Source organism: Thalassospira sp. CH_XMU1458 (assembly GCF_037027205.1).
Taxonomy (GTDB): Bacteria; Pseudomonadota; Alphaproteobacteria; order Rhodospirillales; family Thalassospiraceae; genus Thalassospira; species Thalassospira tepidiphila.
Genome location: NZ_JAYMDW010000004.1, coordinates 207,119 through 232,458, shown reverse-complemented (window position 1 = coordinate 232,458; position 25,340 = coordinate 207,119). Strand labels below are relative to the sequence as shown.

Below are 25,340 nucleotides of genomic sequence, written 5' to 3'. Positions count from 1 at the left end.
CAGGACGGCAAGGATGCGCCGATTTTTCGGCGGTGTTCAACATGTTTTGACTACGGCGAAACCCTGACCGGGCGGTTCACAGTGCGGCGCACACAGCACCAGAACTCAGCAAGCCGAAGACATACAGACGACAATCGCAGCCTTGATAACGGCACTGCGGTATTGAAATAATTTGCGATGGAAATATCCATGCGTCTCGTCTGGCATGCCAGAATGATCGTTCTGAATACAAAACCGGGAATCGCAAGCCGTTTCAAAACACTATCTGATAATGCGCTTATACATCACAGTGGTGCCGCTGAGTTTTTCGGAGTCCGGATCACGGGCAAAGTCCGGGATGACGCCGGTGGTCTCAAACCCGAGCGAGGTATAAAGAATCTCGGCCCTGTCGCCGGTTCGGGTATCAAGCGTCAGCAAGGTTCGCCCAAGTTCACGCGCGCGGTTTTCGGCCGCCTGCATCAACAGCCGGGCAATGCCGCGCCTGCGACAATCGGGGCGCACCATCAGTTTGCTGATATCGCCTCGATGGGCCTGATTGGGCATGGTGTCATAATCAAGCTGGACAGTGCCAACCACACGATCCTGATCAAGGGCAGCAAACAGGACCCGCTTTCCACCCTTAAGTGCCGGGATGGTTTTATCGCGCCAGAAGGCCGCGGCCTCGCTGACCGGGAAGGGTTCGATAAAGCCGATGCTGGCCCCGTCATGCACACAGGCGTGCAGCATATCGGCGAACTGATCGAGGCGTTCTGTAACCGCATCAGCATCAAGGGTAATGATGTCGAGATCGGGGGCGGTGTGCGGCGTCGATGGCATAACGGTTCTTTCGCTTAGTCGATGATAAACAGGTGATATTTCGCGCCCTGATCGCGGGGTGTTTGAAACACGTTGCCACCGCGCAATTGATAGCGCAGGCAATCACCCGCCTTGAGGTGATGGGTTTGGCCATCGACGTCCATCGAAAGCGCGCCAGACAGCATCACCAGATGATGTTCAAGCCCGTCACGCGGGGATCCGTCATATTCAATGCGCTGGTTCGGGCCGATTTCGACTTCGATCACCTCGCCCGATAATTGTTTGGATGTCGGGGAGACCAGCCGTCTTTGATAACCAGTATCGGGATCGGTCCAGACTTCCTGATCGGCACGCGCGACAAGTGGTGCAAAATCGTCTTCGACCATTTGCATCAGGCGTGACAGGGTGACGCCAAAAGCAACGCACAGCTTTCCCAGCACATTAGCGGTTGGGCTGACCTCGCCCTTTTCGATCCGCGACAGGCTAGCGCGACTGACCGCGCTTTTCTGTGCGAGTTCATCGAGCGACCAGCCGCGTTCTGCGCGCAAGGCGGCCAAGCGATGGGCCAGCCGGGTTTCAATTTGATATCCACTATTCATCATTTTAGGGAAAATATCCCATATATGGGAATTCTAAAACAAAAAAATAGTGTCCTTGTTAGTCCGGCAACTAAGACGATTACGACTTGTTTAGAGTAGAGTCTAAAGACAGTACCTGTGACACATTAAAGCACCATAGAAAAAACATTTCAAAAACCAAAACCTCCACGAAGGGTCGGAAAATCAACATTTTTTGGCTATTTTTCTATATCAACACCGACGCAACTTCATCGCACTATGCGTAAACATCGTCTTGCGAAATTGGTTCCTTATTCCCACGTCTGAATAACAGGGAGAATTGGCTTCTCAATTAAAGATTAGAACCTTTTCACCTGCCAAACCTTATCCCCCAACAAAAGAAAGAAGGAGAGACTGATGACCAAAAATCAAAGAGGCTCACCAAAAGGGACAAGCGACCCTTCTTCACAAAGGAGCAGCAGAGGAGCAGCACTTGAGTTGATAACAGCGACAATTCGCCTTCTACACGCAGTCGTCGCTGTTTTCTACAAGCCATAAAACCACTTGTTCTAGCGGTCACTGTTACCGCAGTGACCGCTTCTTGTACTGCCCCTCATACCACAGAAGTTGTCTGGAATTTGTTCCAAACGCAAGGCCAGCTAACAAAAAAACGGCATACTAGCCTTCCAAACTCATATTTAACTTTCATTGTCTGACTTCAAGAGGAAGGACGGTGAAACTTTCATCCAGTCATTATCCACAAAATAGCTCAGGTTTCGTCTGCACCTTCAAGATCAAAACCGGCACGGGTCCAGCTTTGAATGCCGCCTTTAAGGTTACTGACGGAGCAATCCACATGGGGCAGAACAGCATTGGCCGCCCCAAAGGAACGCTGACCGACGGCACAGACAAAGACCAGGTCGGTATCGCTTTCATCGGTCAGATCGACCAGGGCCGGAATATCGAAGTTCGAGGTCGGGATATTGATCGCGGTTTCAATATGGCCGGTTGCAAATTCCTCGGCTTCGCGGACATCAATAATGGTGACAGCTTCTTCGCCGATCAGTCGATCAAGTTCATGCGGTTCGATAAACTGTACGGTTTCGTCGCTCATTATTAAGTCCTTTGGTGGCTTTTGCGGCCCGATCCTGCCCACCTGTGATAGCTGTCGGCTTGCGGATTTTGCAAATGCAAAATATTTTTGTGCAAGGCTGTGGGAATGAAAGCGGCATCAAAGCTGGACGAGCGGTCACTTACATGTGAACATGAACACACGATTTTACGATGTTCGACAGAAGTATCGTCTTGCGAAATCAGTTCGTTATTCCCACGTCTGAAGAACAGGGCAAATTGCCTCGGCAGGCTCAAAGGTCACTTTGAAATTCATTCGACAGAAGCCTGCCCCGACACATTGATGGTCGGTTTGTTGGTCGCCGCAACGGGACCCAAAAAGAGTCTGATCAAGACTGCACTACGGCGCTGACGCCGCAACTGCACAATCGAATTTTCACACGTTTGGCAAGATCCGCCAGAGATTAACCGCGAACGCCATTTGTTAATTCATGACCGTCTGGCGGAGTCCCTTCACAGGAGACCTGCCGACGCCACCAGATCAGGATCGGGTTCGCCCCATCCGTGCAAAAGCAAAACGCAAAAATTGCGCAAAAACAGGATTGAGACAGGAAACGTAAGTTTGACAGTGCGATAACGTTTGAAAGGAGACCGCGCCATGGCTGAGAAGGATATCTTCGAGCTGTATGCGGAAGGCTATGACGGAAAGCAGGAAACTGAACTGACCATCCGCGACTACCTCAATTTGTGTCGCGAAGACCCAAGCGCCTATGCCTCTGCCGCTGAACGCATGATCAAAGCGATTGGCGAGCCGGAACTGATCGACACCTCGACAGACTCCCGACTTGGCCGCATTTTCCTGAACCGAACCATCAAACGTTATCCCGCCTTTGAAGATTTCTTTGGCATGGAAGAAACCATCGAGCGCATTGTCGGTTTCTTCAAATATGCCGCCCAGGGTTTGGAAGAACGCAAACAGGTTCTTTATCTTCTCGGCCCGGTTGGAGGGGGTAAAAGTTCCCTTGCCGAACGGCTGAAAGAGCTGATGGAACGTGAACCGATTTACGTTCTGAAGGCCGGCGATGAAATCAGCCCGGTTTTCGAAAGCCCCCTTGGCCTGTTTAACCCAGCCAAGATGGGCGATGCGATCGAGGACAAATACGGCATTCCCAAACGCCGCCTGACGGGCCTTATGTCACCATGGGCGGTCAAGCGCCTTGATGAGTTTGGCGGGGACCTCTCCAAGTTTTCGGTCGTTAAACTGATCCCGTCACGCCTGCGCCAAATTGCGATAGCCAAGACCGAACCGGGTGATGAGAACAACCAGGATATCTCGTCGCTTGTTGGTAAGGTCGATATCCGCAAGCTTGAATATTTCAGCCAGAACGACCCGGATGCCTATAGCTATTCCGGTGGCCTGAACCGCGCCAACCAGGGCATTCTTGAATTCGTCGAGATGTTCAAGGCGCCGATCAAGATGCTGCACCCGTTGCTGACCGCCACACAGGAAAGCAACTATATCGGCACGGAAAACCTGGGCGCCATTCCGTTCCAGGGGTTGATCCTTGCCCACTCGAACGAGGCAGAGTGGCAGACATTCAAAGCCAACAAAAACAACGAAGCCTTCATTGACCGTATTTCAGTGATCAAGGTGCCCTATTGCCTGCGCGTCACTGAAGAAACCATGATTTACGACAAGCTGTTGCAGGGATCAGAGCTTGAACATGGATCCTGTGCGCCGGGCACACTTAAAATGCTGGCGCAGTTTTCCGTGCTGTCGCGTCTGCAGGAACATGAGAACTCCAACCTCTATTCCAAGATGCGGGTCTATGACGGTGAGACATTGAAGGATGTCGATCCCAAGGCAAAATCCATGCAGGAATACCGCGATACCGCCGGTGTTGATGAAGGCATGGATGGCATTTCAACCCGCTTTGCCTTCAAGGTGCTGTCAGAAACCTTTAACCACGACACGCACGAGGTCGCGGCTGATCCGGTGCATCTGATGTATGTCCTTGAACAGGCGATCCGGCGCGAACAGTACCCGGAAGAACGCGAAAAGGCCTATATGGACTTCATCAAGTCCGAACTGGCCCCGCGCTATGCCGAGTTTATCGGGGCAGAAATCCAGAAGGCGTATCTGGAAAGCTATTCCGATTACGGTCAGAACCTGTTTGATCGTTATGTCGCCTATGCCGATGCCTGGATTGAAGATCAGGACTTCAAGGATCCCGATACCGGTCAGCTTCTTGATCGCAAGATCATTGATCAGGAACTGTCGAAAATCGAAAAGCCGGCGGGCATCGCCAATCCCAAGGATTTCCGTAACGAGGTCGTCAAGTTCGCCCTGCGTGCACGTGCCAATAACAAGGGCAAGAACCCGTCCTGGACGTCCTATGAGAAACTGCGCGATGTGATCGAGAAACGCATGTTCAGCCAGGTCGAGGACCTGCTGCCGGTGATTTCGTTCGGCTCGAAGAAAGACAGCGAGACCGAGAAGAAACACAACGAGTTCGTCAAACGCATGATCGATCGCAAATATACAGAACGCCAGACGCGTCGTCTGGTCGAATGGTACATGCGCGTCAATAAGGCCGGTTAAGCTCCCCCCTGTCTTTCCCGGCCCAACCGGGCGGCTTTGTCCCTTGTCCGCCCGGTTACCTCTTCGCCGCAGGATGTGGCCACGGCCCGTTTTATCCGGGTCACATCCTGCGGAACTTCAAGGCGCAAGCGACCTGCACAAAGCGCTTTTGAACCGTGCAAGGATGTGACTGCCCATGCTTTATATCGTTGACCGCCGCAAGAACCCGACCGGCAAAAGCCTTGGCAACCGGCAACGTTTCATGCGTCGCGCAAAGGCCCAGATCAAAAAGGCGGTTGAAAGCACCATCCGGTCGCGTGGCATTACCGATATCTCCAGCGGCGACCAGATCACCATTCCCGGCAAAACACTGAAGGAGCCGGGCTTTCACCACATGGGACGTGGCGGCAACCGCAATTATGTCCTGCCCGGCAACAAGAAATTCGTTCAGGGTGATCGCATTGCCCGCCCGCAAGGCGGCGATAGTGGTTCTGGCGGATCACAAGCCAGCCCCGATGGCGAGGGTGAAGATGAATTCCAGTTCACCCTGACCCGTGATGAATTCCTTGATATTTTCTTTGAAGACCTTGAACTGCCGGACCTTTTAAAAAAAAGCCTGAAGCAGACCACCGCGTTTCGAAATGCGCGCGCGGGCTTTTCGGTTGAAGGCACACCATCAAACCTTAGCCTTGTGCGCACCATGCGCAATTCGCTGGCCCGGCGCATCGGGCTGCGTCGCCCGAAAACGGCCGAGGTCCGCGAACTTGAAGAAAAGATCTCCGCCCTTCAGGCCAAGGCGGAAAAACGCCCGAATGGCAAGCTGACCAAAACTGACGAGGATACGCTTCATACCCTGCTGGCTGATCTTGAAGAAGCCAAACGGCGGATGAAGGCGATCCCGTTCATTGATCCGATTGATACGCGGTTTAACCAGTTTCAACAGATCCCCGATCCCAACACACAGGCCGTAATGTTCTGTTTGATGGATGTATCGGGATCGATGTCCGAACAGATGAAGGAACTGGCCAAGCGGTTCTTCATGTTGCTTCACCTGTTCCTGCATCGCAAATACGAACATGTCGAGGTGGTGTTTATCCGCCATACATCGCGCGCGGCCGAAGTTGATGAAGAAACCTTTTTCTATTCGCGCGAAACCGGCGGCACGATTGTTTCCACAGCACTCGAGGAAATGAAAAAGGTACTGGTGGATCGTTATCCCACTGATCAGTGGAACATCTATGCCGCGCAGGCATCCGATGGCGATAACTATTCCAATGACGGGGCGAAATGCACCGCCCTTCTGGCCCAGGACCTTTTGCCCAAGTGCCAGTATTACGCCTATATCGAAATCACTGACGAGCGCGAGGCCGAGATTTTTGCCGCCGCCGAGGGTGAAACCGCCCTTTGGAAATCCTACGCCCCGCTTGCCAGAGACAATCCGCGCTTTGCGCTTAAACGGGTAACCAAGGCAGCCGACATCTTCCCGGTATTTAGGGAACTGTTTGCCAAAAACCGTGCGGAGGCAGGCCGATGAGCTCCAAGACCAAATCCGCAGACAAATTGCTTTTCACCAGTGCCGACTGGGATTTCGAGACGTTGAAAGCGACCTATGACGCGATTGAGGATATCGCGCTTAATGAGCTTAAGCTTGATGTCTATCCCAATCAGGTCGAGGTGATCACGTCCGAGCAGATGCTGGATGCCTATTCATCGATCGGCATGCCGTTGATGTATCACCACTGGTCGTTTGGCAAACGCTTCGTGCGCGATGATGTCATGTATCGCAAGGGCTATCAGGGGCTGGCCTATGAGATCGTGATTAATTCCAACCCGTGCATTTCCTATGTGATGGAAGAAAACACCATCGTGATGCAGGCGCTGGTGATCGCCCATGCGGCGTTTGGCCATAACCATTTCTTCAAGAACAACTATCTGTTCAAGCAATGGACGGATGCCGACGGCATTCTGGATTATCTGCAATTTGCCAAAAGCTATATCGCCAAGTGCGAAGACCGATACGGCTTTGACGCGGTTGAACGTATTCTGGATGCGGCGCACGCCCTGATGGATCAGGGGGTGAACCGCTATTCCCGACCGGAAAAACCCAACTTGGCGGCCGAGCTAAAGCGTGAACGTGAACGCGCCAAATACGAAGACGAGACATACAACGATCTGTGGCGCACCCTGCCCCAGCCTGATCAGGGCGATCAGGACATGGACGAGCTTAAACGCAAGATGCGGGTCGAGGAACGCCGTGCACAGTTCGGCTTGCCGGAAGAAAACCTGCTTTATTTCCTCGAAAAGAATGCCCCGACCTTGCAAGCGTGGGAGCGTGAGATTTTGCGCATCGTGCGCAATATCGGGCAGTATTTCTATCCGCAGAAACAGACCAAGATGATGAATGAAGGCTGCGCGTGCTATGTGCATTACGCCATCATGAATAGTCTGTATGACAAGGGCCTGATTTCCGAGGGTGCTATGATGGAGTTCATCGACTACCATTCGCGCGTCGTGTTTCAGGCCGAATATGACGACCAACGCTATTCTGGTTTCAACCCCTATGCCCTTGGCTTTGCGATGATGCAGGACATCCACCGCATCTGTGTTGATCCGACCGAGGAAGACCATAAATGGTTCCCCGATATTGCCGGGAACAATGAACCGGTCGAGACCCTTAAGGAAGCGTGGGCGCATTACCGGGATGAAAGCTTTATCCTGCAATTCCTGTCGCCCAAGGTGATGCGCGACATGCGGATGTTCATGATTGATGATCTCAGTTCATCGCCGCACCTCGAAGTTGCCGCCATCCATGACGACAATGGTTATCGCAAGGTGCGCCGGTCCTTGGCGCGCATGCATGACATTTCTGTTCGTGAGCCCGACATGCAGGTGGTTGATGTCGATATCCGTGGCAACCGCCAGCTTTACATCCAGCATACCGAGCATGAAGGCATCCGCCTTGAAAAGTCGGAAGCGGAAATGACGCTGGGCTATATCGGGCAGCTGTGGGGCTATGGCGTTACCTTGCAGGCCGTCGACTATGAAAGCGGCGAAATCCTGCATGAGGTGAATTACACTCCGGATGATCTTGTCGGCAACTAGCCACGACCTTCCGACACAAAACAAAACCTTTGAAATCCGCGCCTGAAATGGGTGCGGATTTTTTATTTCGTGTTTGGAAATAGCCGGACCGATCAGGCGATGGATAATGATTTCATTAGGTTGCCTGTTATTCCCTCCGCCTGGACTTCCGTCTTCATCGAACCGTCATGCATTATCGAGCAACTCCGAATTGATAGATCGGTCAATTGCGGTACAATAGCGTTACGGGAGTTTGAAAGAATAATCGTTCCAAATCAGGCGTCTGTGACGGTTGGCACATCGCTTTGGCGGCCAAGCTTTTATCTTTCCGATGTAATCAGCCCCACCCTAATGGGGTACAAGAATAATACTGAGCATCTGCCGCGCCGGAGGACCGCATTCCGGCACGTTGAGGGAGACCACATTATGATCACGCGTCGCGGACTCTTGAAAGGGTCGGCTGCAGCGACCATTGCTGCAGGCATTGCGCCAATGCCCTGGCTTGTTTCGCCATCGAATGCGATGGAAACAATCGCAAGCCAATCCCCCATCGGCATTACAGACGATTTGCCCAACCCGATGGAAATCCATTCGGTTGATGGGCGCTTGAAAGCCGATTTCTTTATGGATGCCAGCGACTATTCGCTGCCAAGCGGACCTGCCAAGCTTCGCATTTTCAACGCATCCATTCCCGGTCCGACCATTCGCATGAAGCCCGGTGACACATTGGAACTGGCGTTTGAAAACCGCATGCCGCCCAACAAGGATGCCGGCGAGGACGTAGTCACGAATGTGCCCAACCGGTTTAACACCACCAACGTCCATTATCACGGCTTCCATGTCAGCCCGCGCGGCAACAGCGATAACGTCTATTTACAGATCGAACCGGGGCAGAGCTTTAACTATGTCGTGAAGTTGCCGGTTGATCACCCGGCGGGTAATTACTGGTATCACCCGCACCGCCACGGATCGGTTTCGGCACAGGTCGCATCGGGTGCGGCGGGCATGGCGATCATCGGCGGCACGCTTGACGAAGTCCCTGAAATCGCTGCTGCACTTGAACGCGTTCTTGTGCTTCAGGCACCAATCCCGGGCATTGACGGATTGCTGGAAAGTGAAAAGCCGATCTGGCCGCTGGATGCCGAACGCGACTTCCTTGTGAATGGTCAATACCGTCCGAAAATCTATATCCGCGAGGGCGAAGTTCAGCATTGGCGATTGCTGAACGCGGGCGATGCGCAGTTCATCCCGTTGCGCGCAGATGGCATGGAAATGCATCTGATTGGTCTGGATGGCAATCCGCTGCCCAAGGCCGAACAAACCGAAGAATTCCTGTTGGCACCGGGCAACCGCGCGAACCTTTTGATCAAGGGTGTTAAAACCGGCACCTATGCGCTGCGCCGCCCGGCCTTCATGCAGGGCAAGGCAAGCCTGCCCGAAGAACATCTTGCCGATATCATCGTGATTGCATCCGATGATCCGCGCGTTGGCAAGGATGTCAAATTCGGCAAATCAATTCCGACGGGTGATTTGCCCAAGAACGAGATTCTGACCGACATCACCGATGATGAAGTCACCAACCGGCGCAAGTTCGTTCTGGGTGTGAAGGATGTGTCAGGCTTCTTTGACGACACCGAATTTACCATCAACGGTCAGGGATTTGATCCAAGGCGTGATGACGTTGTCGCCAAGCTGGGCGCGGTCGAGGAATGGACGCTGATCAACACCACACCCTTCCCCCATCCATTGCATATCCACGTGAACCCGTTTCAGGTCGTCTCGATCAATGGTGAACCGGATACACGCAAACCCTGGATGGACACCATTGCCGTTCCGGCGGCGGGAACCGTGACATTCCGCACCCGCTTTGTCGATTTTACCGGCCGCTACGTTATGCATTGCCACATCCTGCCGCACGAAGACACCGGCATGATGATCAACGTCAATATCGAGGTATGATGATGCGATCCTTTGCACACACCGCCAGCTTCACCGCGGCCATCATGATCGCATGGTCCGCCTTTTCCGTGACAGATGCCAAGGCCGCTGATGCCAAACCCGATGCGATGCCAACCGCGGCTTCGCAGTGCCTTTCGTGTCACGGCACCAATGGCAACCCGGCCCTTAAGGATGTTCCGATCTTGTTGGGTCAACAGCCGCTTTATCTTGAAAACGCCATTCGCGCCTATCAGGAAGGTCGCCGCACCGGTGGTCAGGCGCTTGTCATGCATGAAATCGTCAAAGACCTGAGCGATGCGGACATCAAAGCCATCGCCACCTGGTTCGGAGGAACACAATAATGAAACGTCTTATGCTTCCTGCAATTGCCGGTCTGATGATGGCCGCCCCGATGATGCACGCATCGGCAGATGAGTTGATTTATCTGACCGATGACAAGGGCACCGAGATTTTCATGGATGCCGAATTTACCGGCCCCTATTTCGAACTGGCGAGCTATCTTGAAAGCGAACACATCCTGACGTTCTGTGGCCCGGCCAGTATTGCCGCGACCATGAACAGCCTGGGTGTCGAACGCCCGCAGCCCTATCGCCTGTATCCGTGGGGCCTGTTTACCCAGGAAACGGTGTTCACCCCGGAAAACCAGAAGGTCAAATCCTATGCCATGGTGGAGCATGACGGCCTGATCCTGAGCCAGATTGCCACCTTCTTTGAAAATCTGGGCGTGAAGGCCAAATACCACCACGCCAATAACTTTGATGAAGCATGGCTGCGCGACACCATCAAGGCTGCACTTGCCGACCCGAACATGCGACTGGTGGCGAACTATTCGCGCAAGCCGATCGGTCAGGTCGGTGGCGGGCATGTTTCGCCGATCGCCGCCTATGACGAGGATACCGACCGCGTACTCGTTCTTGATGTTGCCAAATACAAATACCCGCCGGTCTGGATGACCATCGAAGACCTGCGCACCGCCATGGCAACGATTGATAGCGGATCGAACAAGGCACGCGGCCTTGTCGTGGTAAGCAAATGAAGATTTCACGACGCGCCCTTTTAGGGTCAATCTCATTATTGCCACTGGCCCCCGCTGCCACCCGTGCACAGGCACTGGGCAGCAATGCGGTGTTCTATGACATTGTGCGTCAGATTGGCGGCATTCCCGATATTTCGGATCATCTTCTTGATGCCGCCAATGACGAGTTCCTTGCGACTTACGGTGCGGCGGCCCAGCGTGAATTCGTTTATGCGCTGCGTACCGGTGCGATTGCCGAACGCATCAAACAAGCCAGCCCGGCAATTCAGGAACAGGCCGCCTTCGTTGCCCGTCTGCTTTATACCGGCGAAGTGATGCGCGATGGTGCCTATAAGGCGATCTATTATCCCTGGTGCCTTGGTTGGAAATCCCTGACCTTTGCCACAGCACCCGGCACATGTGGCGGCCCGGCCTTTGGTCATTGGGCCCACCATCCGGTCACGGGGGATATGTGATGGAAGCAACCGTTGTCATTATCGGATCGGGCATGGCCGGATCGCATCTGGCCTATAGCCTTGTGCAAAAGGGCATTGATGTCATCATGCTCGAAGCAGGGCCGAAACGCTCCCGGGCCGAGAACCTGAAGACTTTCTATGAGAACCCGGTCAAGGGACCACAGTCGCCTTATCCGTCAGAGCCCTATGCCCCGCATCCCGAAGACGGGAAGTATAACGACTTCTACGTTCAGGGCGGACCCGATCAGTTTATCGGTGCGTATCTGCGTTTGTTTGGCGGCACGACCTGGCACTGGACCGGCTTTGCCGACCGGTTGCGTCCGCATGACTTTACCATGAAGTCGACCTATGGCGTATCACGCGATTGGCCGATCAATTACGACCTGCTGGTTCCCTATTACATCGAAGCTGAAAAACGCTGGGGTGTTGCGGGGGATCCGAATTATCCGTGGGGCGCCCCGCGCGATGGCGCCCCCTATCAGATGCCACCGATCCCGATGAGCTATATGGATCAGAAGGTTACCGAGGCACTGGATAAACTGGGTCTGCATTCAGCCCCGTTTTCCCATGCCCGCAATTCCGAGATTTACGACAAGCGCCCGGTTTGTTGCGGCAACAATACCTGTGTGCCGATCTGCCCGATTGGCGCGAAATATGACGCATCGGTTCACGCCCAAAAGGCCGAGGACCTTGGTGTCCGGGTTGAGACCGAAGCATTGGTCACCTTTGTCGAGGTCGGTGATGATCAAAAGATCAGCCGTGTGAGGGTCCGCAAACCGGACGGGTCGGAATTCTGGGTAACGGGGAGGTACTTTGCCGTTTGCTGCCATGCGATTGAAAACCCGCGTCTACTTTTGAACTCGGTACAGGACAATGCCCCCAAGGGTGTTGCCAACAGTTCCGATGCCGTCGGACGTAATCTTTTGACACAGGCCAACCAGGACAGCTGGGGCATGCTTGATGAGCAAATCTTCCCTTATCGCGGCCCACAGCAGACCGGTGGTCTGGTGGAACTGCGCGACGGTGAATTCCGATCCGATTATGCAGCCGTGGGCACCAGCTTCATGAATGACGGCTGGTCGGGGAATTCCGATGCGACCAATCTGGCGAAGGATCTGATTAAAAAGGGCATGGTTGGTCAGGAACTGGCCAATGCCATCAATGATCAGATTTCCCGGCATCTGCGGTTAAACAGCTCGGCCGAGGTTTTGGCGAACTGGAACAACCGGGTCGAGCTTGCCGATGAAAAGGACAGCTCGGGCATTCCGCGCCCGAAGGTGACCTTTACCCTTGATGACTACACAAAAAAGGGGTTGGCAAATGCGCTTGAGGTCAATCGCAAGATCTTTGCCAACCTTGGTGTGGCAGACATGCAAACCGATAAACCGTATCTGTCGAATGCGATTATTGGTGGAACCACCATCATGGGCTCGGACCCGAAAACATCGGTCGTGAACGCGGATCTTGTCGCGCATGATCACAGCAATCTTTATATTCTGGGATCAAGTTCGCATGTAACAACACCGGTCAATGCCCCGTCCTTGACCATTGCCGCACTGGCGATCCGTGCGGCTGATCATATGGCCGATGCATTGACCAAATGAATACACCACTCAAACAACTGATCCTGATCGAAACAGGGCTTCTTGCCCTGTTCGTTCTTCTCGGCAACGGAATGCGGTCTGTCGCAACCATGACCGTTTCCGTCTCCCAGGGTGAATTTGCAAGCTTCCTGAACATCTCGGTCGAACGCACCGATATCCTGATTGAAGTCCTGATTGGCGGTGCTGTCATGGCACTCGCCATCGCGCCCTTTGTGATCAACAGTCACACGGCGCGCAAGGTCTGCCTTGCCACCGCCATCCTTGCCAGTGCCAGCTATGCCGCTGTCGGGCTGACCATGCACTGGGACCCGGCTCTTTCCGTGCGCGAGATCATCGTTCTGGCCAGTTTCTGCATGGGTGGCTTTGCGATTTCGTTCTTTGCCCCGCTGGCACAGCTTGCGATTAGCCAGGCCAAGACGGATCGCGAAAAATCGATGCTGACGACGGTGTGGACCGCCGCCCAGCCGATGGCGTTTCTGATTGCGCCACAACTGGTTAAATATGTCGCCTTTGATGTCGGCACCGGGAATTACTTCCTGATCCTGGCCGTGATGCCTTTGCTTTTCTTGTTGATCATGCCGATGGTGATGGGCACCGCCGATGGGGCTGCCGCGTCAACAACCACTGGCAATAGCGGCACAAAACAGGCGCCGAACTGGAAACTGATCGGTCTGTTTCTTTCGGTTGTCATCATTTTTGAAGCATGGACAACCGCCAACAGCTTCCTTGGCGTGGAAAGCCTGACAGGGCTTGGCCTGATGTCGGTTTTCCTGGTTCTGTCGGCCGTTTTGTATTTCAGTGTGAAATCGGCACTGCCGCACGACACCAAATTGCCGTCTGATGCGATTTTCCTGTTGGTGGTGTTATTCATCCTCGAAATCCCGACCACCGGTGTTTACGACACCGCATATCTTGTGCGGCATCTGTGCTCGTCAGAATTGATTGATGATCGCGCGACCCTTGGCGCGGCCAGCCAGGTGATCATGGTGTTTGCCGCCGGGGCCCTGATTGCACGTAATCCGATCTGGCGCGAACGACTTTGGCTGCTTGCCATTCCGTGTCTGATCGTTGCATCGGTTGCGACGATATTTTACCCCTACCCCGCAACGGATGCCGCCCTGTTCTATTGGACCAAGATGCTTTCAAGCATCGGGATCGGGATTGCCACGACAATTGTGGTTAGTGCTGTGATCGCATCGGCCAATGGTAACAAGCTGATCACCCTGGCCCCGGCCTTCGTCATCATGTTTGGTACAGAAGTCGGGATCGAGATCCTTGAAATCACGTTCCAGATTTCAAAATTGGCGGGGCTTGGCGTCACAGCCGCCTATCAGATGGTTTTTGTCGTGCAGGTAAGTGCTGTGTTGTTGGCCACCACGCTCATGGCGTGGCGCTGGCTTGCACCGAAAACACAAAAAACTTCTGCCGCCTGACGCAGGGATTCCATCGTCATTGCTACGCGTGACGCCCGATAACGTACTTGCCGGGAATTCAGCCATTACAAAACTTTGCTAATTGAAGCCAAGCCCGAGTTTGTTCGCAATCCGGCACCCGTGACCCTTTCAAAGGCATCGGCAAGACACAATATCAATTGATGGTCGCCATGCTTATTTCTCCGGGGGCTCTAGGAGCAACAGATTGCAAAACCGCTTTTGGGTATTGCTGATATCTGCCGTCATGTTTTCATTTACCGCCCCACCCGCAAGGGGCGAAGAAATCGTGCGCATGGCCTTCCCGACCGGTGCGGTTGAGTTTTTCAAATACGAGTTCGGTGTTATCGAGCTTGCCCTTGAGCATGCCGATGGCGACTTCCGACTTGTGATCGAAGAATTTCCTACCATGACTCAGGCCCGCATCAGTTCCATGATGCTTGAAGGACAGGTCGATGTCATGTTCACCGGGTACAGCGTTGAGAGGGAAACAAAGTTTTTACAAGTCGACTTCCCGATGACGCGCGGTTTGTTGGGATATCGCATTTTCTTGACGCAGGCCGACAATCTGCCGACTCTGGAGAAGGTTGAGTCTCTTGAGCAACTGAAAAAGTTCTGCATCGGCACCGGATCAGATTGGCCCGATGCCAGCATTATGGAAAAAAACGGTTTCTGTGTAGATCGCGCACCACGTGACCAACTGTGGGCGATGCTGGCCAATAAGAGATTTGATCTTTTAAGCCGCGCCGTGCACGAAGGTTTCCGAGAAATCGATACGATCCGCCAACAGCACCCTGACGTCGTTCTCAGCACATCGACGGTTCTGGCTTATCCGTTTGATCTGTTTATTTATGTCAATCGCAACAATGAGCGATTGCATCGTATTTTGACCCAAGGGCTTTTACGCGCCTATCACACAGGCGATTTCATGCGCCATTTTTTGTCCAACCCGGATCTTCGCCATGCACTTGAAACGCTCCAAGCGCCGAACACACATATTCTGCGGATTGAGAATCCAGATATGAGTAAGAAGTCACGCGACATTGACCCGGCACTCTGGGAAAACATTGTGCAGCGGAAGTATGATGATGACTATGGCTATGAACCCCGGGATCAGATGTAAATCCGATATTTATCAACACGATATCCGATTTACTGCATATGCAGATTTTTCGTTCTCAAAACGGAATAATCTTATTTGGATCAGGCAATGATCCTTAATCGGTTTAATTTTCCAGCCAGTATCGGTGAATGTCGGCGCTGTTATGTTCTGTCATTTCCGGGTTACCAAGATCAATGATCCGCAAATCTGGATGGTCTTGCAGGAACCGGGTTGCATAGGCAATTCCGGGATGTGCCTGAAAATATTTGTCGATCGCGCCGTTTTCTGTCGCCGCCTGAAAGCCTTGTTCGATCAGGTCATGAAGGGGTTTGCTGTCGCGGCGAACATAAAAATAGAAGTCATACGGATAGCGCACCAGCAGGTTCTGATAAACCATCAGGCCATGTTGACTGATCAGGTTCATGACGCTCTTTGTTCTGAGCTCATGAAGTGCCAGGTGCATGACATCGAACCGTCCGTTTTCAAGCATGGTATAAAGATTGTGCCCCGGCCCACCAACCACACACAGACCAGCATGTTCGAGAATGAGGGTATCAACCCAGGAGCTCCCGGACCCGATGCAGACACTTTTCAAGTCATCCTGGCTTGCCACGTCATCAAGTGCTTCAAATGTGTCCTCACGGGTGATGAATAGCCGATATCCTTGCAACCCCCTGGTCAGGGGATAATCGATTTGCAGCAAATCAGCCTCAGCTTCACGGCTATACCCGGCAAGGAGAACATTGACCTGACCATCATCAAGCATGTTGAACATGCGCTTTTGCGACAGACCTTCCAGGGAAATAATTTCAAGGCTGTGATCACCGGGCGCGTATTGCAGTGCCAGTTCAAGCAAACCGGACTCAAACGCAAAATGCGTTTCGCGACCAGCCGGCAAGGGCAGTGTAAGTGTTTCGGCGGCAACGGGCCGAAACAGCATCACGGGAAGGACAACCAACCCGCACAAACATCTGAAAAATGAAACCATTCCGCCTACAACTATTCCCCGAAGTATCAGAAGCTTACCCTTGTTGTTTCAGGTGGGGATTGCTGCGTCTGGAAACACCCCTTCTGGTATGGAAACACCTGAATCAGAATTGAGTTTCATAGAAACCGCTGATCAGCAGCGTTCATTTTGTCGGTCCCGGTCGTTTCCTCTTGACGATTTGTTATGTTATATCATAACAACACATATCGAATATCAAACCCATTGCAAACCGGATCACCCACATGCCTTCCTTGCGCCGAGCCCTCCGTCACGTTCTTTTTGCCGCCCCGATCCTTGTTGCCGCCCCGCTGACCGCGGCCGCCCATGGCGACGATGCCCCGAAAGTCGTGACCTCGATCAAGCCGATCCACGGCATCACGAGTGCTATCATGAAAGACATCGGGGAGCCGGTTTTGCTGATCGATGGCGCATCTTCACCACATACCTATTCTTTGCGGCCGAGTGAGGCGCGTGCGCTAAACGATGCCGATCTGGTGATCTATGTTTCGCATGCGCTGGAAGGCTTCCTTGAAAAGCCGCTTGAAAGTCTTTCGGGCCATAGCCATCAGCTTGAACTGGTTTCCCTGTCGCAACTGTCACTGCGCAATATGCGCGAAGGCGGCACGTGGGAAGGTCACATGCATGATCATGAGGAGCATGACAATCACGACGACCATGCCCGAGATGATGACCATGATCACGACCACGAAGCCGAACACGATCAGGCGGCACATGATGATCATGATCACGACCATGTGGCCGAACATGAAAAACATGACGATGACGACCACCATGATGGCGTCGAACATCATGAACATGACGGTATCGACACGCATATCTGGATGGATCCGGCCAATGGCGCGGCCATCGCGATTGCCATCGCCGATGAACTGGCCGAGATTGACCCCGAACATGCCGACGACTATCGCGCAAACCTGCAGACACTACTTGCAAGCCTGACCAACCTTGGTAATGATCTCCGGGCAAAAGTTGCACCGGTCCAGGACAAGCCCTATGTGGTATTCCATGATGCCTACCAGTATCTCGAAGCCGGCCTTGGCCTGAACGCGGTCGGATCGATTACAGTTTCGCCAGATCAAAAGCCCGGAGCCAAACGCCTTCATGAAATCGAAGACAAAATCCATGATACCGGCGCTGTCTGCATATTTGCCGAACCGCAATTCCGCCCGGCAATCGTTCAGGCCGTCGTGTCTGACACTGGCATCCGGACCGGCACGCTTGACCCGCTTGGCTTTGACATTGCTGCGGGACCGACTGCCTATCAGGAAATTCTCGCACAAAATGTCGACGCACTTGTCGATTGCCTTGGCGACGCTTCGTAAGCGGACCGCAATGATTTTGGTTGCCGGCATGACGCTGCTGGCAACCGCCCCTTCGGCATTTGCGCATCCACATGTCTGGATCGACGCGAATGCCGAATTCGTTTTTGAGAACGACAAGATTACCGCCATTCGCGTGCGCTGGCTGTTTGACGATCTGTTTAGCATGACCATGATCGACGAGTTCGACAAAAACCACGACACGCGGTTCTTTGACGAAGAAAACACCGCCGTACACGACAATGCCTTTGCAGCCCTTTCCGAGTTTTCCTGGCTGACACATCTACGCAAGGACGAAGAACTGGTATCCTTTGCCGGTGCGACTGATTTTGTTGCCGATATCACCGATGACCGCCGGGTCAGCTATGACTTCAAGCTGATGCTCGAAACACCACTTGATCCGATCAAGGATGCCATCAGCCTGTCGGTCTATGATGCCGAATACTATATCGATGTCGCCTACACACAGGTCGATCCCGTCCTGTTTGCAGGGGCCAAAAACCTGTCCTGCCATTTCGAGATGAGCGAAGATGAAAAGAACCGCATCTATTTTGACCTGGTCGCGCCAATCCGTGCCGATGTTGTTTGCGCGGCCAAGGTGGCAGATAGCAGCAGTTCTGGTGGCCTTGCTCCTGGCGATTTCGTTCTCGTCGAGTAATCCGGCAGCCGCACAATCATCAAACCTTCTGGGTCGCGGGGCAGCTGATAGCTCCCAAAGTACCCCGGCACCCAACCCGGATGCCGATACCGCCGAAGACAGCATGATTGCCCTGCCCGACTGGCTTTCAGACCTTATTGGCCAGACGGTGGTCATCCAGACCAAACTCAACCGTGAAATCACCGCCACGCTGCGCGAAGCCAAGGACGGAGACAGCTTCTGGCCGGGCCTTGTCATTATTGCCCTGTCGTTTGGCTATGGTGTTTTTCACGCGGCGGGCCCCGGTCATGGCAAGATGATCACCACCACCTATTTCCTGTCGCGCGATGCCGGATGGAAACAGGGTGTGGCGATGGGTAGCCTGATTGCCACTGTTCAGGCGGTTTCGGCCATCGTCATGGTCGGTGGACTGACCCTGATCCTTAATCTGGGCCCGGCAGCGGTCACCAAGAACGGCCTGATCATGGAAGCGGTTTCATACGCCCTGATTGCCGCCTTGGGCGCAGTCATGGCGCTTCGCATCCTGCAAGGCCGCGATGATTGTTGCGATCACCACGGACCGGGCGAGCATCATCATGCACACACACATGCACATGATCATAGTCACGACCATGACCACAGCCACCACCTCACCCATCACGATGCCCCGGCTGTTCAATCCAACTGGCAGATGATCTCAACCGGTGTTGTCGCAGGTTTGCGCCCCTGCACCGGATCGATCCTTGTTCTGCTGTTTACCTTGGCCAATGGCATGTTTCTGATCGGGATTGGCGCTGCCTTTGCCATGGCGCTTGGGGTTGCGATTACCATCAGCCTGATCGGACTGGCCGCCATCGGCATTCGCACAGGCACTCAGTATCTGTTCAGCGTTTCGGAAACATCGTCGGGTATCATTCGCCGCACGGTCGGCTTTACCGGGGCTGCAATCATTACCCTGTTTGGTGTGATGCTGTTGCTGGCGTCGGCCCGCCAACTGGGCTGGTTGTAATCAGGATTTATAGGCCGCCGGGATGCTGTCTGACGCCTTGATCAGGGCATCCATCACCATGCGGACACCGGGCGAACGCCGCATATCAGGATGCACCACCAACCAGACCGGCTTGCTGAGTTCGGCCAGGCTGTCATCCGCCACCACTTCCAGTCGGTCATCTTCATCTGCCATATATCTCGGCAACAAACCCAGTCCGTGACCGGCGGCAACAAAGGCCTGCACCGTTGCGGTATCATCGGCCTTTATGCGTACTGGCAATTCTTTATCCAGCGTATCCCAAACCCAGCCTTGCTGATAATCACCGAATGTGTTGCGACCATCAGCACAAAATTCCCATTTTTCCTTGGGGACACGCTCTGTATAGCCCTTTGCCGCGTAAACCGCATAACGTAACTCGACCAGCTTTCTGACAATCAGGCCACTTTGATCAGGACGTACCATGCGCACAGCAACGTCCGCTTCACGCCGGGCCAGATTGGCAACGACGCTTGATCCCAGGATTTCATATTCAAGATTTTTCTGATCGCGCAGCAGTTCTGCCAAGCGCGGGGCAAACAGCAATCGTCCGGCACTTGGCGGGACCGCGATCTTGACAACACCATGAGCGGTTTCATCGCCGTGCGCCTGACGTTCGAACACCAAAACATCGTCTTCGATCCGCAACGCGGCAGGCATAAGATTTTCGCCAGCCTCGGTCAGTTTCCAGCCTGTTGCCAGCCGATCAAAAAGATGTGCACCAAGATCTGCTTCAAGGGCCTCGATCCTTCGCGAAACCGTTGTGTGGTCCTTGCCAAGACACCTTGCCGCACCGGACAAGGTTCCTTCCTTTGCCACCGCAACAAAGAAACGCAAATCATTCCAGTTCATTGGCTCCATCCCGGCACGGCTTTTAGAAATAGATAGCCTGCGCAACGCCGAAAACGATGCTTCGCCATTGCGCAAATCTGCACAACTGTAGCGCATTTTATCGGAATTCATTTGTGTTTTTGCGCATGGCAACCTTGTCGACATCACAAAGCCCACACGATCAAGGAGCATCAAAATGGCTGTCTTAAACCATATCAAATGTCATCCCGTCGTTGGTCCCCTGTCGAACACGTCATCGTCGGAGATACGCGCACAAAACCCCAGTTTCCCTGCCTCGCGCCGCCACACCACAGAGGGTTTGCATGCGATCATCCCGACGATCCTCGATACACTGATTACCGCATACAAGCACTATCAGGGTCGGAATGCGCTAAATAAGCTCAGCGATGATCAACTGCGTGACATCGGTCTTGAACGCACACGTGACGGATACGCAACACGCGACTGGTATTGATTTTCTTCAATACCGCCCCCCGAACATCAAAGCGGCCCCGGCTCCAAACAGAACCGTTGGCAATCGACACGCTTTGATGCTGCTAACTTGGGAATACGACTATTGCCAAGTTGGTCAATGCCTCCCTCAAGGCAGACAAAGGCCCCTGCAATGCGGGGGCCTTTTGTTCATAGTTCGAAATTGCTCGGACTTGAGTTTGTCGATAACGGTATTAGCTGTTTCTGCCAATAGGACGCCGGACATGAAAACAGCCCGCAAGGGGACACTTGCGGGCTGAAAACGATCTCGTCTATTTGGGCAAGATGGTCGTCTCTGCCCTACTGAGCAGATACAACTTTCATCACCAGTTTTCCGTCCTGCTTGATCGGGCCGTCTTCCTTGGCGCCCAGGGTGTATTCGAAGACGCCCGTTTTCATGCCACCGGCTTCGGAATGCACCATCAGCATCAACATTTCGCCGGACTTTACCGGTTCCTGCAGGATGGCGGATACATCCGTGTTTTCACCCTTTTTAAGCGGTGCATAGCCAACGACCGGTCCCGGCTTCATATCGCTGTTGGTGCGATGGACAACCAGCCAGCCGTTTTCGCCAGCCATGATTTTCGATGCGGTTACCACACCAGCCGAAACATCCTGATCCATGGCTTCGACCATCGGACCCATTGCGTTTGCCGCACCCGCACCACCGAATACAAAGCCGGCACTCAGCATCATTGCCGTGATTACGCCGGTTGCTTTTGCGGTTGCTTTGGCTTTGAAGGTCATGTGAAGTCTCCTTTGCTTTTGATCTGGAACGCGCTGTTTTCTGCGCTCGCTCATGTCGTGCGTTTCATCGCACACACAGAAGCTACGCAGCCAAATCAATCGGGTTTCAGCAAAGGTGATTTTTTTTACTGAGCAACGGAAATAAGGCGCCCATGGATCGCAGGACCGGTTGGCTGACCAGTTGGTGAACCGCCTTCGGGCTCAAGGCTGATGCCAAACGTTGCATTGCGCAACATGGCCGGATCAAACCCGCCAAGCTGCTTGGTTGTCGGATTGGCGATGTTTTCAAGCAGGCCAAGCGATTTCGGTTTCGGCCCGGTTTCCTCGGTCACAATCCAGAGCTGATAGGTCTTGCCTTCGGGTACGGTCGCCTCGACCGGTCGAATGGTGACTTCGCGGGTTTCAAGATCAACACTCATGACAAAGGCCGGTTGGGTGTCATCCCGGTGGAAGACGGCAACAAACTGCCCGTTCTGGACCGGGGAATTCAGATCACTTGAAAGCACAACCACAATCAGACTGGCCGCAATCGCCGCAGCCCCCAGCGCACCGGCACGCCAAACGGCCAGTCGACGTTTGAGTTTGGCGAATTCCACCACACCCGGCACGTGCTGGCTGGCGGCTTGGCGCGTGGCCTGTGCGGCACCTTCGATCCGGGCACGAATACCGGCAAACAGATCGCGCGACGGGGAAACCGCATCATAATGGGCATTCAACGGCGACAGGCGCGCTTCCCAGTCGGAAATCGCGCGATCAAGTTCGGGTTCCTGGCTGCGACGTGTTTCAACGGATTGGCGTTGTGCGGGCTCAAGAGTCCCCAACACATATTCCGCCGCCAACATGTCAATATCATCCCGGTCCGTCATGTTCCCAGGCATTCCTTTAATTGTCTCAGGCTGCGATGCAGCCATGTCTTGATCGTTCCGACCGGTTGGGCAAAGCGCTCTGCCAGTTCGGCGCGCGACCAGCCTTCGAGATAGGCCAGCTTTACAATTTGCTGGCGGTCGTCTTCGAGATCGTTCAGGCAATGGTCAAGCTGACGCATCTCGTCTGCAACCGCCATCTGGTCAAATGCAGAGTCCGACGATATCAGCGTTTCAATATCTGCATCCTCGATATCGGCTTCCGGGCGTTGCCGCCGGACGATATCAATCGCCCGGTTGCGGGCAATGGTTGCCATCCATGTGATGATCGAGGCACGACCGGGTTCGAAATCCCCCGCCTTTTGCCAGATACGCACATAGATGTCCTGAAGGGCGTCCTCGCTCTCGGCGCGATTTCTCAAGATACGCAGGACGATGCCGAAAAGTTTCGCTGATGTTGCATTATAAAGCTGTTCGAAGGCATCCGTATTGCCTTCGATCGACTGCCTCAGCAGGTTTTCCAAATCCCGGGTCGATGTCATACCCACCGCCACATGCATACAGCCCGCCAGACGTGCCGCTGTATGAAAGAAACAAATACGGGATCGCGCATGATCCCGAGCCATAAGTCATTACGCAGCCAAGTAGCAACCTGATCAATTTTATTTCAAAGAAAACAACGCGTAGGGTTGCCTTCCGGCATGTCAGGTTTGCCGCTCAGACCTGATATTCCTCGGCGATATTGTTAGCCGCCTTGATCAGGGCATCCATCACAAGACGCACGCCCGGCGATCGGCGCATATCCGGGTGCACCACCATCCACACACTTTCACGGCTGCGGCCTTCGACATCTGCGTGGATCAGTTCGAGTTCATCATCCCGATCACCAAAATAGCGCGGCAAAACGCCGACACCATGCCCGGCCGCAATGAACTGACGCACGGTTTCGGTGTCATCAGCGCGGAACCGACAGGGCAATTCACGATCAAGCACCGTGCGTACCCATTCCCGTTTGGACGCGCCATATGTGGTGTCCTCATAACCACAGAATTCCCAATCCATTTCCGGCACGCGATCCTTGTAACCAACCCCGCCATACAGCCCCACGCCCAGCTCAACCAGTTTGCGGGTTATCAGGCCCGGTTCACGCGGCGTGATCATGCGTACGGCGACATCGGCTTCGCGTCGCGCCAGATTGACGATATTGGCCGCGCCAATGATTTCGAATTCGAGTCCCTTATGCGCCTTGAGCAATCGGGCAAGGCGCGGCGCGAACAATACGCGCCCGGCAACCGGGGGCACGGAAATGCGCACAACCCCGTGGGCGGCTTCATCGCCCTTTGCCTGTCGCTCGAATGTCAGGGCTTCTTCTTCGACTCGTTCGGCCACAGGAACAAGGTTTCGACCCGCTGATGTCAGCTGCCACCCACGTGGCAATCGGTCAAAAAGTTTTGTGCCAAGATCACTTTCGAGCGCCTCGATCCGTCTCGCAACGGTGGTATGTTCTTTACGCAAACGTCGCGCTGCACCGGACAGGCTATTTTCTTCCGCAAGAACAAGGAAGTAGCGTAAATCATTCCAATTCATAGGCGTTATTTGGTCCCTTGGAATCTGTCAAAATCGTCGTGCATTTTTGCACAGTAGCTATGCAAAACAAAGTAGTTCCCGTTTTATTTCGCATATGACATTTTCCGCCCATCGAAAGGCAAATCAACCGTAGATCACAGGAGGCCATCATGGCACACACGGTTTCCGCTGCACCGCAATTCAATGCTGCTACCGACCCGTTCGCGAAACGCATGCCGTTCGGATCGCTTCTGAGCAAGATCGCCAACAAGATCGGTAAGGCACGTGCACCCAAAGCCGCGAGCTACGGTTGGGATTCACTGAGCCATGCTGAACTTGCCGACCTTGGTCTGCAGCGCAAATTCAACGGTTCGACCTGGTATGTTGACCGCATTTCGCGCTAAGGCGTGATCGGGCGCGGCACCGGTATCGCCGCATGGACGACCCTGATAGAAAAAGGGACCCAACCGGGTCCCTTTTTCGCATTTCGGCTTTGGCTACTGAGCCCAAAAATCTCAGCCGCGCAGCGCCTTGACCTTATCGGTGGCTTCCTGCGCAAGTTTGGTGATCTTGCCCCAGTCGCCTGCCTTGACCGCATCCTTGGGCGCAATCCACGAACCACCGACGGTGATGATGTTTGGCAGGGCCAGATAGTCGGCCAGATTGGACAGCGACACACCACCGGTCGGACAGAATGATACCTGCGGGATCGGACCGGAAATCGCTTTGAGCATCGAAACACCACCCTGCTGTTCAGCCGGGAAGAATTTCAGTGTGTCATAACCGTGATCAATCAGGTTCATGATTTCCGACGGCGTTCCGGCACCTGGAAGCAACGGGCACCCGGTATCCTTGGCCGCTTTCAGCAAACCTTCGGTATGGCCGGGCGACACGGCGAAGGCACAGCCGATCTCGGCCATGCGTTCCATCTGTTTGGCATTGATCACAGTGCCGGCACCGGTAATCGCATCGGGCACCTCGGCGATGATGCGCTTGATGCTTTCTTCGGCTGCGGACGAGCGCAGGGTGATTTCAAGTACCGGCAGACCGCCAGCGACAAGCGCCTTGGCCAGCGGCACGGCATCGTTGGCGTCTTCGATCACCAGAACCGGAACGACCGGTGCCTTGGACAGAATTTCACGCGATGAAAGGCTCATTAACTTTCCTCCAGGTTTCGA

25 protein-coding genes are annotated in these 25,340 nt (G+C 53.9%); 15 read left to right on the top strand and 10 right to left on the bottom strand.

From position 1 onward, the window contains the following. Positions 1 to 261 precede the first annotated feature (261 nt). From WBY09_RS19735 to WBY09_RS19725, 3 genes are all read right to left on the bottom strand, one after another. Entirely contained in the window at positions 262 to 816 is a 555-nt protein-coding gene (locus tag WBY09_RS19735) for a GNAT family N-acetyltransferase (RefSeq protein WP_336233674.1), read from the bottom strand. 14 nt (positions 817 to 830) lie between these two features. Then, positions 831 to 1,397, bottom strand: coding sequence for a helix-turn-helix domain-containing protein (locus WBY09_RS19730; RefSeq protein ID WP_336233673.1), 567 nt, complete (start codon positions 1,395 to 1,397; stop codon positions 831 to 833). Positions 1,398 to 2,121: 724 nt separating this feature from the next. Continuing rightward, positions 2,122 to 2,466, bottom strand: coding sequence for a rhodanese-like domain-containing protein (locus WBY09_RS19725; RefSeq protein ID WP_336233672.1), 345 nt, complete (start codon positions 2,464 to 2,466; stop codon positions 2,122 to 2,124). Positions 2,467 to 3,081: 615 nt separating this feature from the next. On the opposite strand from WBY09_RS19725, the gene WBY09_RS19720 reads away from it, so the two are divergent. The 10 genes from WBY09_RS19720 to WBY09_RS19675 all read left to right on the top strand — a co-directional run bounded on the left by WBY09_RS19720 (position 3,082) and on the right by WBY09_RS19675 (position 15,692). After that, on the top strand, positions 3,082 to 5,025 hold the full coding sequence (locus tag WBY09_RS19720; protein WP_336233671.1) for a PrkA family serine protein kinase: 1,944 nt from the start codon (positions 3,082 to 3,084) through the stop codon (positions 5,023 to 5,025). A gap of 175 nt (positions 5,026 to 5,200) precedes the next feature. Then, positions 5,201 to 6,538, top strand: coding sequence for a YeaH/YhbH family protein (locus tag WBY09_RS19715; RefSeq protein WP_008892112.1), 1,338 nt, complete (start codon positions 5,201 to 5,203; stop codon positions 6,536 to 6,538). Further along, complete coding sequence (locus WBY09_RS19710) at positions 6,535 to 8,106, top strand: SpoVR family protein (protein WP_210520323.1); 1,572 nt, start codon at positions 6,535 to 6,537, stop codon at positions 8,104 to 8,106. Before WBY09_RS19715 ends, WBY09_RS19710 begins: the two co-directional genes overlap by 4 nt. Positions 8,107 to 8,511: 405 nt before the next feature. Then, positions 8,512 to 10,044: a multicopper oxidase family protein gene (locus WBY09_RS19705; RefSeq protein WP_336233670.1), complete on the top strand. Its 1,533-nt coding sequence runs from the start codon at positions 8,512 to 8,514 to the stop codon at positions 10,042 to 10,044. A gap of 2 nt (positions 10,045 to 10,046) precedes the next feature. Further along, positions 10,047 to 10,385 carry a c-type cytochrome gene (locus WBY09_RS19700; RefSeq protein ID WP_336233669.1) on the top strand — a complete coding sequence of 113 codons (339 nt, stop codon included), beginning with the start codon at positions 10,047 to 10,049 and terminating at the stop codon, positions 10,383 to 10,385. Continuing rightward, positions 10,385 to 11,080: a phytochelatin synthase family protein gene (locus WBY09_RS19695; protein WP_336233668.1), complete on the top strand. Its 696-nt coding sequence runs from the start codon at positions 10,385 to 10,387 to the stop codon at positions 11,078 to 11,080. The genes WBY09_RS19700 and WBY09_RS19695 overlap by 1 nt, the downstream gene beginning before the upstream one ends. Beyond that, positions 11,077 to 11,535: a hypothetical protein gene (locus WBY09_RS19690; RefSeq protein ID WP_336233667.1), complete on the top strand. Its 459-nt coding sequence runs from the start codon at positions 11,077 to 11,079 to the stop codon at positions 11,533 to 11,535. The genes WBY09_RS19695 and WBY09_RS19690 overlap by 4 nt, the downstream gene beginning before the upstream one ends. Then, positions 11,535 to 13,139 carry a GMC family oxidoreductase gene (locus tag WBY09_RS19685; protein ID WP_336233666.1) on the top strand — a complete coding sequence of 535 codons (1,605 nt, stop codon included), beginning with the start codon at positions 11,535 to 11,537 and terminating at the stop codon, positions 13,137 to 13,139. Before WBY09_RS19690 ends, WBY09_RS19685 begins: the two co-directional genes overlap by 1 nt. Then, a complete protein-coding gene (locus WBY09_RS19680) occupies positions 13,136 to 14,572 on the top strand; it encodes a hypothetical protein (protein ID WP_336233665.1) in 1,437 nt (478 codons plus the stop codon). Before WBY09_RS19685 ends, WBY09_RS19680 begins: the two co-directional genes overlap by 4 nt. A 205-nt stretch (positions 14,573 to 14,777) precedes the next feature. Beyond that, positions 14,778 to 15,692, top strand: coding sequence for a hypothetical protein (locus tag WBY09_RS19675; RefSeq protein WP_336233664.1), 915 nt, complete (start codon positions 14,778 to 14,780; stop codon positions 15,690 to 15,692). A gap of 103 nt (positions 15,693 to 15,795) precedes the next feature. Here WBY09_RS19675 and WBY09_RS19670 read toward each other — a convergent pair whose 3' ends face one another. Next, the gene (locus tag WBY09_RS19670; RefSeq protein ID WP_336233663.1) at positions 15,796 to 16,611 is read right to left on the bottom strand and encodes a hypothetical protein; all 816 of its coding nucleotides are present in this window, start codon (positions 16,609 to 16,611) and stop codon (positions 15,796 to 15,798) included. A gap of 290 nt (positions 16,612 to 16,901) precedes the next feature. Between WBY09_RS19670 and WBY09_RS19665 the strand changes: the two genes are divergently transcribed. Genes WBY09_RS19665 through WBY09_RS19655 form a run of 3 tightly spaced genes read left to right on the top strand, consistent with a single transcriptional unit; the run spans position 16,902 to position 19,645 of the window. Further along, a complete protein-coding gene (locus WBY09_RS19665) occupies positions 16,902 to 18,002 on the top strand; it encodes a zinc ABC transporter substrate-binding protein (protein ID WP_197145354.1) in 1,101 nt (366 codons plus the stop codon). Next, a complete protein-coding gene (locus tag WBY09_RS19660; protein WP_336233662.1) occupies positions 17,962 to 18,657 on the top strand; it encodes a DUF1007 family protein in 696 nt (231 codons plus the stop codon). Before WBY09_RS19665 ends, WBY09_RS19660 begins: the two co-directional genes overlap by 41 nt. Continuing rightward, complete coding sequence (locus WBY09_RS19655) at positions 18,620 to 19,645, top strand: nickel/cobalt transporter (RefSeq protein WP_336233661.1); 1,026 nt, start codon at positions 18,620 to 18,622, stop codon at positions 19,643 to 19,645. Before WBY09_RS19660 ends, WBY09_RS19655 begins: the two co-directional genes overlap by 38 nt. Here WBY09_RS19655 and WBY09_RS19650 read toward each other — a convergent pair whose 3' ends face one another. After that, positions 19,646 to 20,515, bottom strand: a complete 870-nt coding sequence (locus WBY09_RS19650; RefSeq protein WP_064782265.1) for a LysR family transcriptional regulator — start codon at positions 20,513 to 20,515, stop codon at positions 19,646 to 19,648. A gap of 175 nt (positions 20,516 to 20,690) precedes the next feature. On the opposite strand from WBY09_RS19650, the gene WBY09_RS19645 reads away from it, so the two are divergent. After that, complete coding sequence (locus WBY09_RS19645; protein ID WP_083997185.1) at positions 20,691 to 20,969, top strand: DUF1127 domain-containing protein; 279 nt, start codon at positions 20,691 to 20,693, stop codon at positions 20,967 to 20,969. A gap of 317 nt (positions 20,970 to 21,286) precedes the next feature. Here the strand turns inward: WBY09_RS19645 and WBY09_RS19640 are convergent, their stop codons facing one another. From WBY09_RS19640 to WBY09_RS19625, 4 genes are all read right to left on the bottom strand, one after another. Next, complete coding sequence (locus WBY09_RS19640; protein ID WP_197145356.1) at positions 21,287 to 21,733, bottom strand: DUF7282 domain-containing protein; 447 nt, start codon at positions 21,731 to 21,733, stop codon at positions 21,287 to 21,289. A 125-nt stretch (positions 21,734 to 21,858) separates the two neighbouring features. Further along, a complete protein-coding gene (locus WBY09_RS19635) occupies positions 21,859 to 22,599 on the bottom strand; it encodes an anti-sigma factor (protein WP_197145357.1) in 741 nt (246 codons plus the stop codon). After that, complete coding sequence (locus WBY09_RS19630) at positions 22,596 to 23,138, bottom strand: sigma-70 family RNA polymerase sigma factor (protein ID WP_252723942.1); 543 nt, start codon at positions 23,136 to 23,138, stop codon at positions 22,596 to 22,598. The genes WBY09_RS19635 and WBY09_RS19630 overlap by 4 nt, the downstream gene beginning before the upstream one ends. A gap of 175 nt (positions 23,139 to 23,313) precedes the next feature. Then, a complete protein-coding gene (locus WBY09_RS19625) occupies positions 23,314 to 24,183 on the bottom strand; it encodes a LysR family transcriptional regulator (protein ID WP_008892128.1) in 870 nt (289 codons plus the stop codon). Positions 24,184 to 24,332: 149 nt separating this feature from the next. On the opposite strand from WBY09_RS19625, the gene WBY09_RS19620 reads away from it, so the two are divergent. Next, positions 24,333 to 24,566, top strand: coding sequence for a hypothetical protein (locus WBY09_RS19620; protein WP_063090204.1), 234 nt, complete (start codon positions 24,333 to 24,335; stop codon positions 24,564 to 24,566). 111 nt (positions 24,567 to 24,677) lie between these two features. Here the strand turns inward: WBY09_RS19620 and WBY09_RS19615 are convergent, their stop codons facing one another. Continuing rightward, a complete protein-coding gene (locus WBY09_RS19615; RefSeq protein WP_120225233.1) occupies positions 24,678 to 25,319 on the bottom strand; it encodes a bifunctional 4-hydroxy-2-oxoglutarate aldolase/2-dehydro-3-deoxy-phosphogluconate aldolase in 642 nt (213 codons plus the stop codon). Positions 25,320 to 25,340 lie beyond the last annotated feature (21 nt).

Coding starts and splice junctions, on each gene's coding strand:
- WBY09_RS19735 (WP_336233674.1), bottom strand. CDS start 816: ATGCCATCGACGCCGCACACCGCCCCCGATCTCGACATCATTACCCTT.
- WBY09_RS19730 (WP_336233673.1), bottom strand. CDS start 1,397: ATGATGAATAGTGGATATCAAATTGAAACCCGGCTGGCCCATCGCTTG.
- WBY09_RS19725 (WP_336233672.1), bottom strand. CDS start 2,466: ATGAGCGACGAAACCGTACAGTTTATCGAACCGCATGAACTTGATCGA.
- WBY09_RS19720 (WP_336233671.1), top strand. CDS start 3,082: ATGGCTGAGAAGGATATCTTCGAGCTGTATGCGGAAGGCTATGACGGA.
- WBY09_RS19715 (WP_008892112.1), top strand. CDS start 5,201: ATGCTTTATATCGTTGACCGCCGCAAGAACCCGACCGGCAAAAGCCTT.
- WBY09_RS19710 (WP_210520323.1), top strand. CDS start 6,535: ATGAGCTCCAAGACCAAATCCGCAGACAAATTGCTTTTCACCAGTGCC.
- WBY09_RS19705 (WP_336233670.1), top strand. CDS start 8,512: ATGATCACGCGTCGCGGACTCTTGAAAGGGTCGGCTGCAGCGACCATT.
- WBY09_RS19700 (WP_336233669.1), top strand. CDS start 10,047: ATGCGATCCTTTGCACACACCGCCAGCTTCACCGCGGCCATCATGATC.
- WBY09_RS19695 (WP_336233668.1), top strand. CDS start 10,385: ATGAAACGTCTTATGCTTCCTGCAATTGCCGGTCTGATGATGGCCGCC.
- WBY09_RS19690 (WP_336233667.1), top strand. CDS start 11,077: ATGAAGATTTCACGACGCGCCCTTTTAGGGTCAATCTCATTATTGCCA.
- WBY09_RS19685 (WP_336233666.1), top strand. CDS start 11,535: ATGGAAGCAACCGTTGTCATTATCGGATCGGGCATGGCCGGATCGCAT.
- WBY09_RS19680 (WP_336233665.1), top strand. CDS start 13,136: ATGAATACACCACTCAAACAACTGATCCTGATCGAAACAGGGCTTCTT.
- WBY09_RS19670 (WP_336233663.1), bottom strand. CDS start 16,611: ATGCTGTTTCGGCCCGTTGCCGCCGAAACACTTACACTGCCCTTGCCG.
- WBY09_RS19665 (WP_197145354.1), top strand. CDS start 16,902: ATGCCTTCCTTGCGCCGAGCCCTCCGTCACGTTCTTTTTGCCGCCCCG.
- WBY09_RS19660 (WP_336233662.1), top strand. CDS start 17,962: ATGTCGACGCACTTGTCGATTGCCTTGGCGACGCTTCGTAAGCGGACC.
- WBY09_RS19650 (WP_064782265.1), bottom strand. CDS start 20,515: ATGAACTGGAATGATTTGCGTTTCTTTGTTGCGGTGGCAAAGGAAGGA.
- WBY09_RS19645 (WP_083997185.1), top strand. CDS start 20,691: ATGGCTGTCTTAAACCATATCAAATGTCATCCCGTCGTTGGTCCCCTG.
- WBY09_RS19640 (WP_197145356.1), bottom strand. CDS start 21,733: ATGACCTTCAAAGCCAAAGCAACCGCAAAAGCAACCGGCGTAATCACG.
- WBY09_RS19635 (WP_197145357.1), bottom strand. CDS start 22,599: ATGACGGACCGGGATGATATTGACATGTTGGCGGCGGAATATGTGTTG.
- WBY09_RS19630 (WP_252723942.1), bottom strand. CDS start 23,138: ATGACATCGACCCGGGATTTGGAAAACCTGCTGAGGCAGTCGATCGAA.
- WBY09_RS19625 (WP_008892128.1), bottom strand. CDS start 24,183: ATGAATTGGAATGATTTACGCTACTTCCTTGTTCTTGCGGAAGAAAAT.
- WBY09_RS19620 (WP_063090204.1), top strand. CDS start 24,333: ATGGCACACACGGTTTCCGCTGCACCGCAATTCAATGCTGCTACCGAC.
- WBY09_RS19615 (WP_120225233.1), bottom strand. CDS start 25,319: ATGAGCCTTTCATCGCGTGAAATTCTGTCCAAGGCACCGGTCGTTCCG.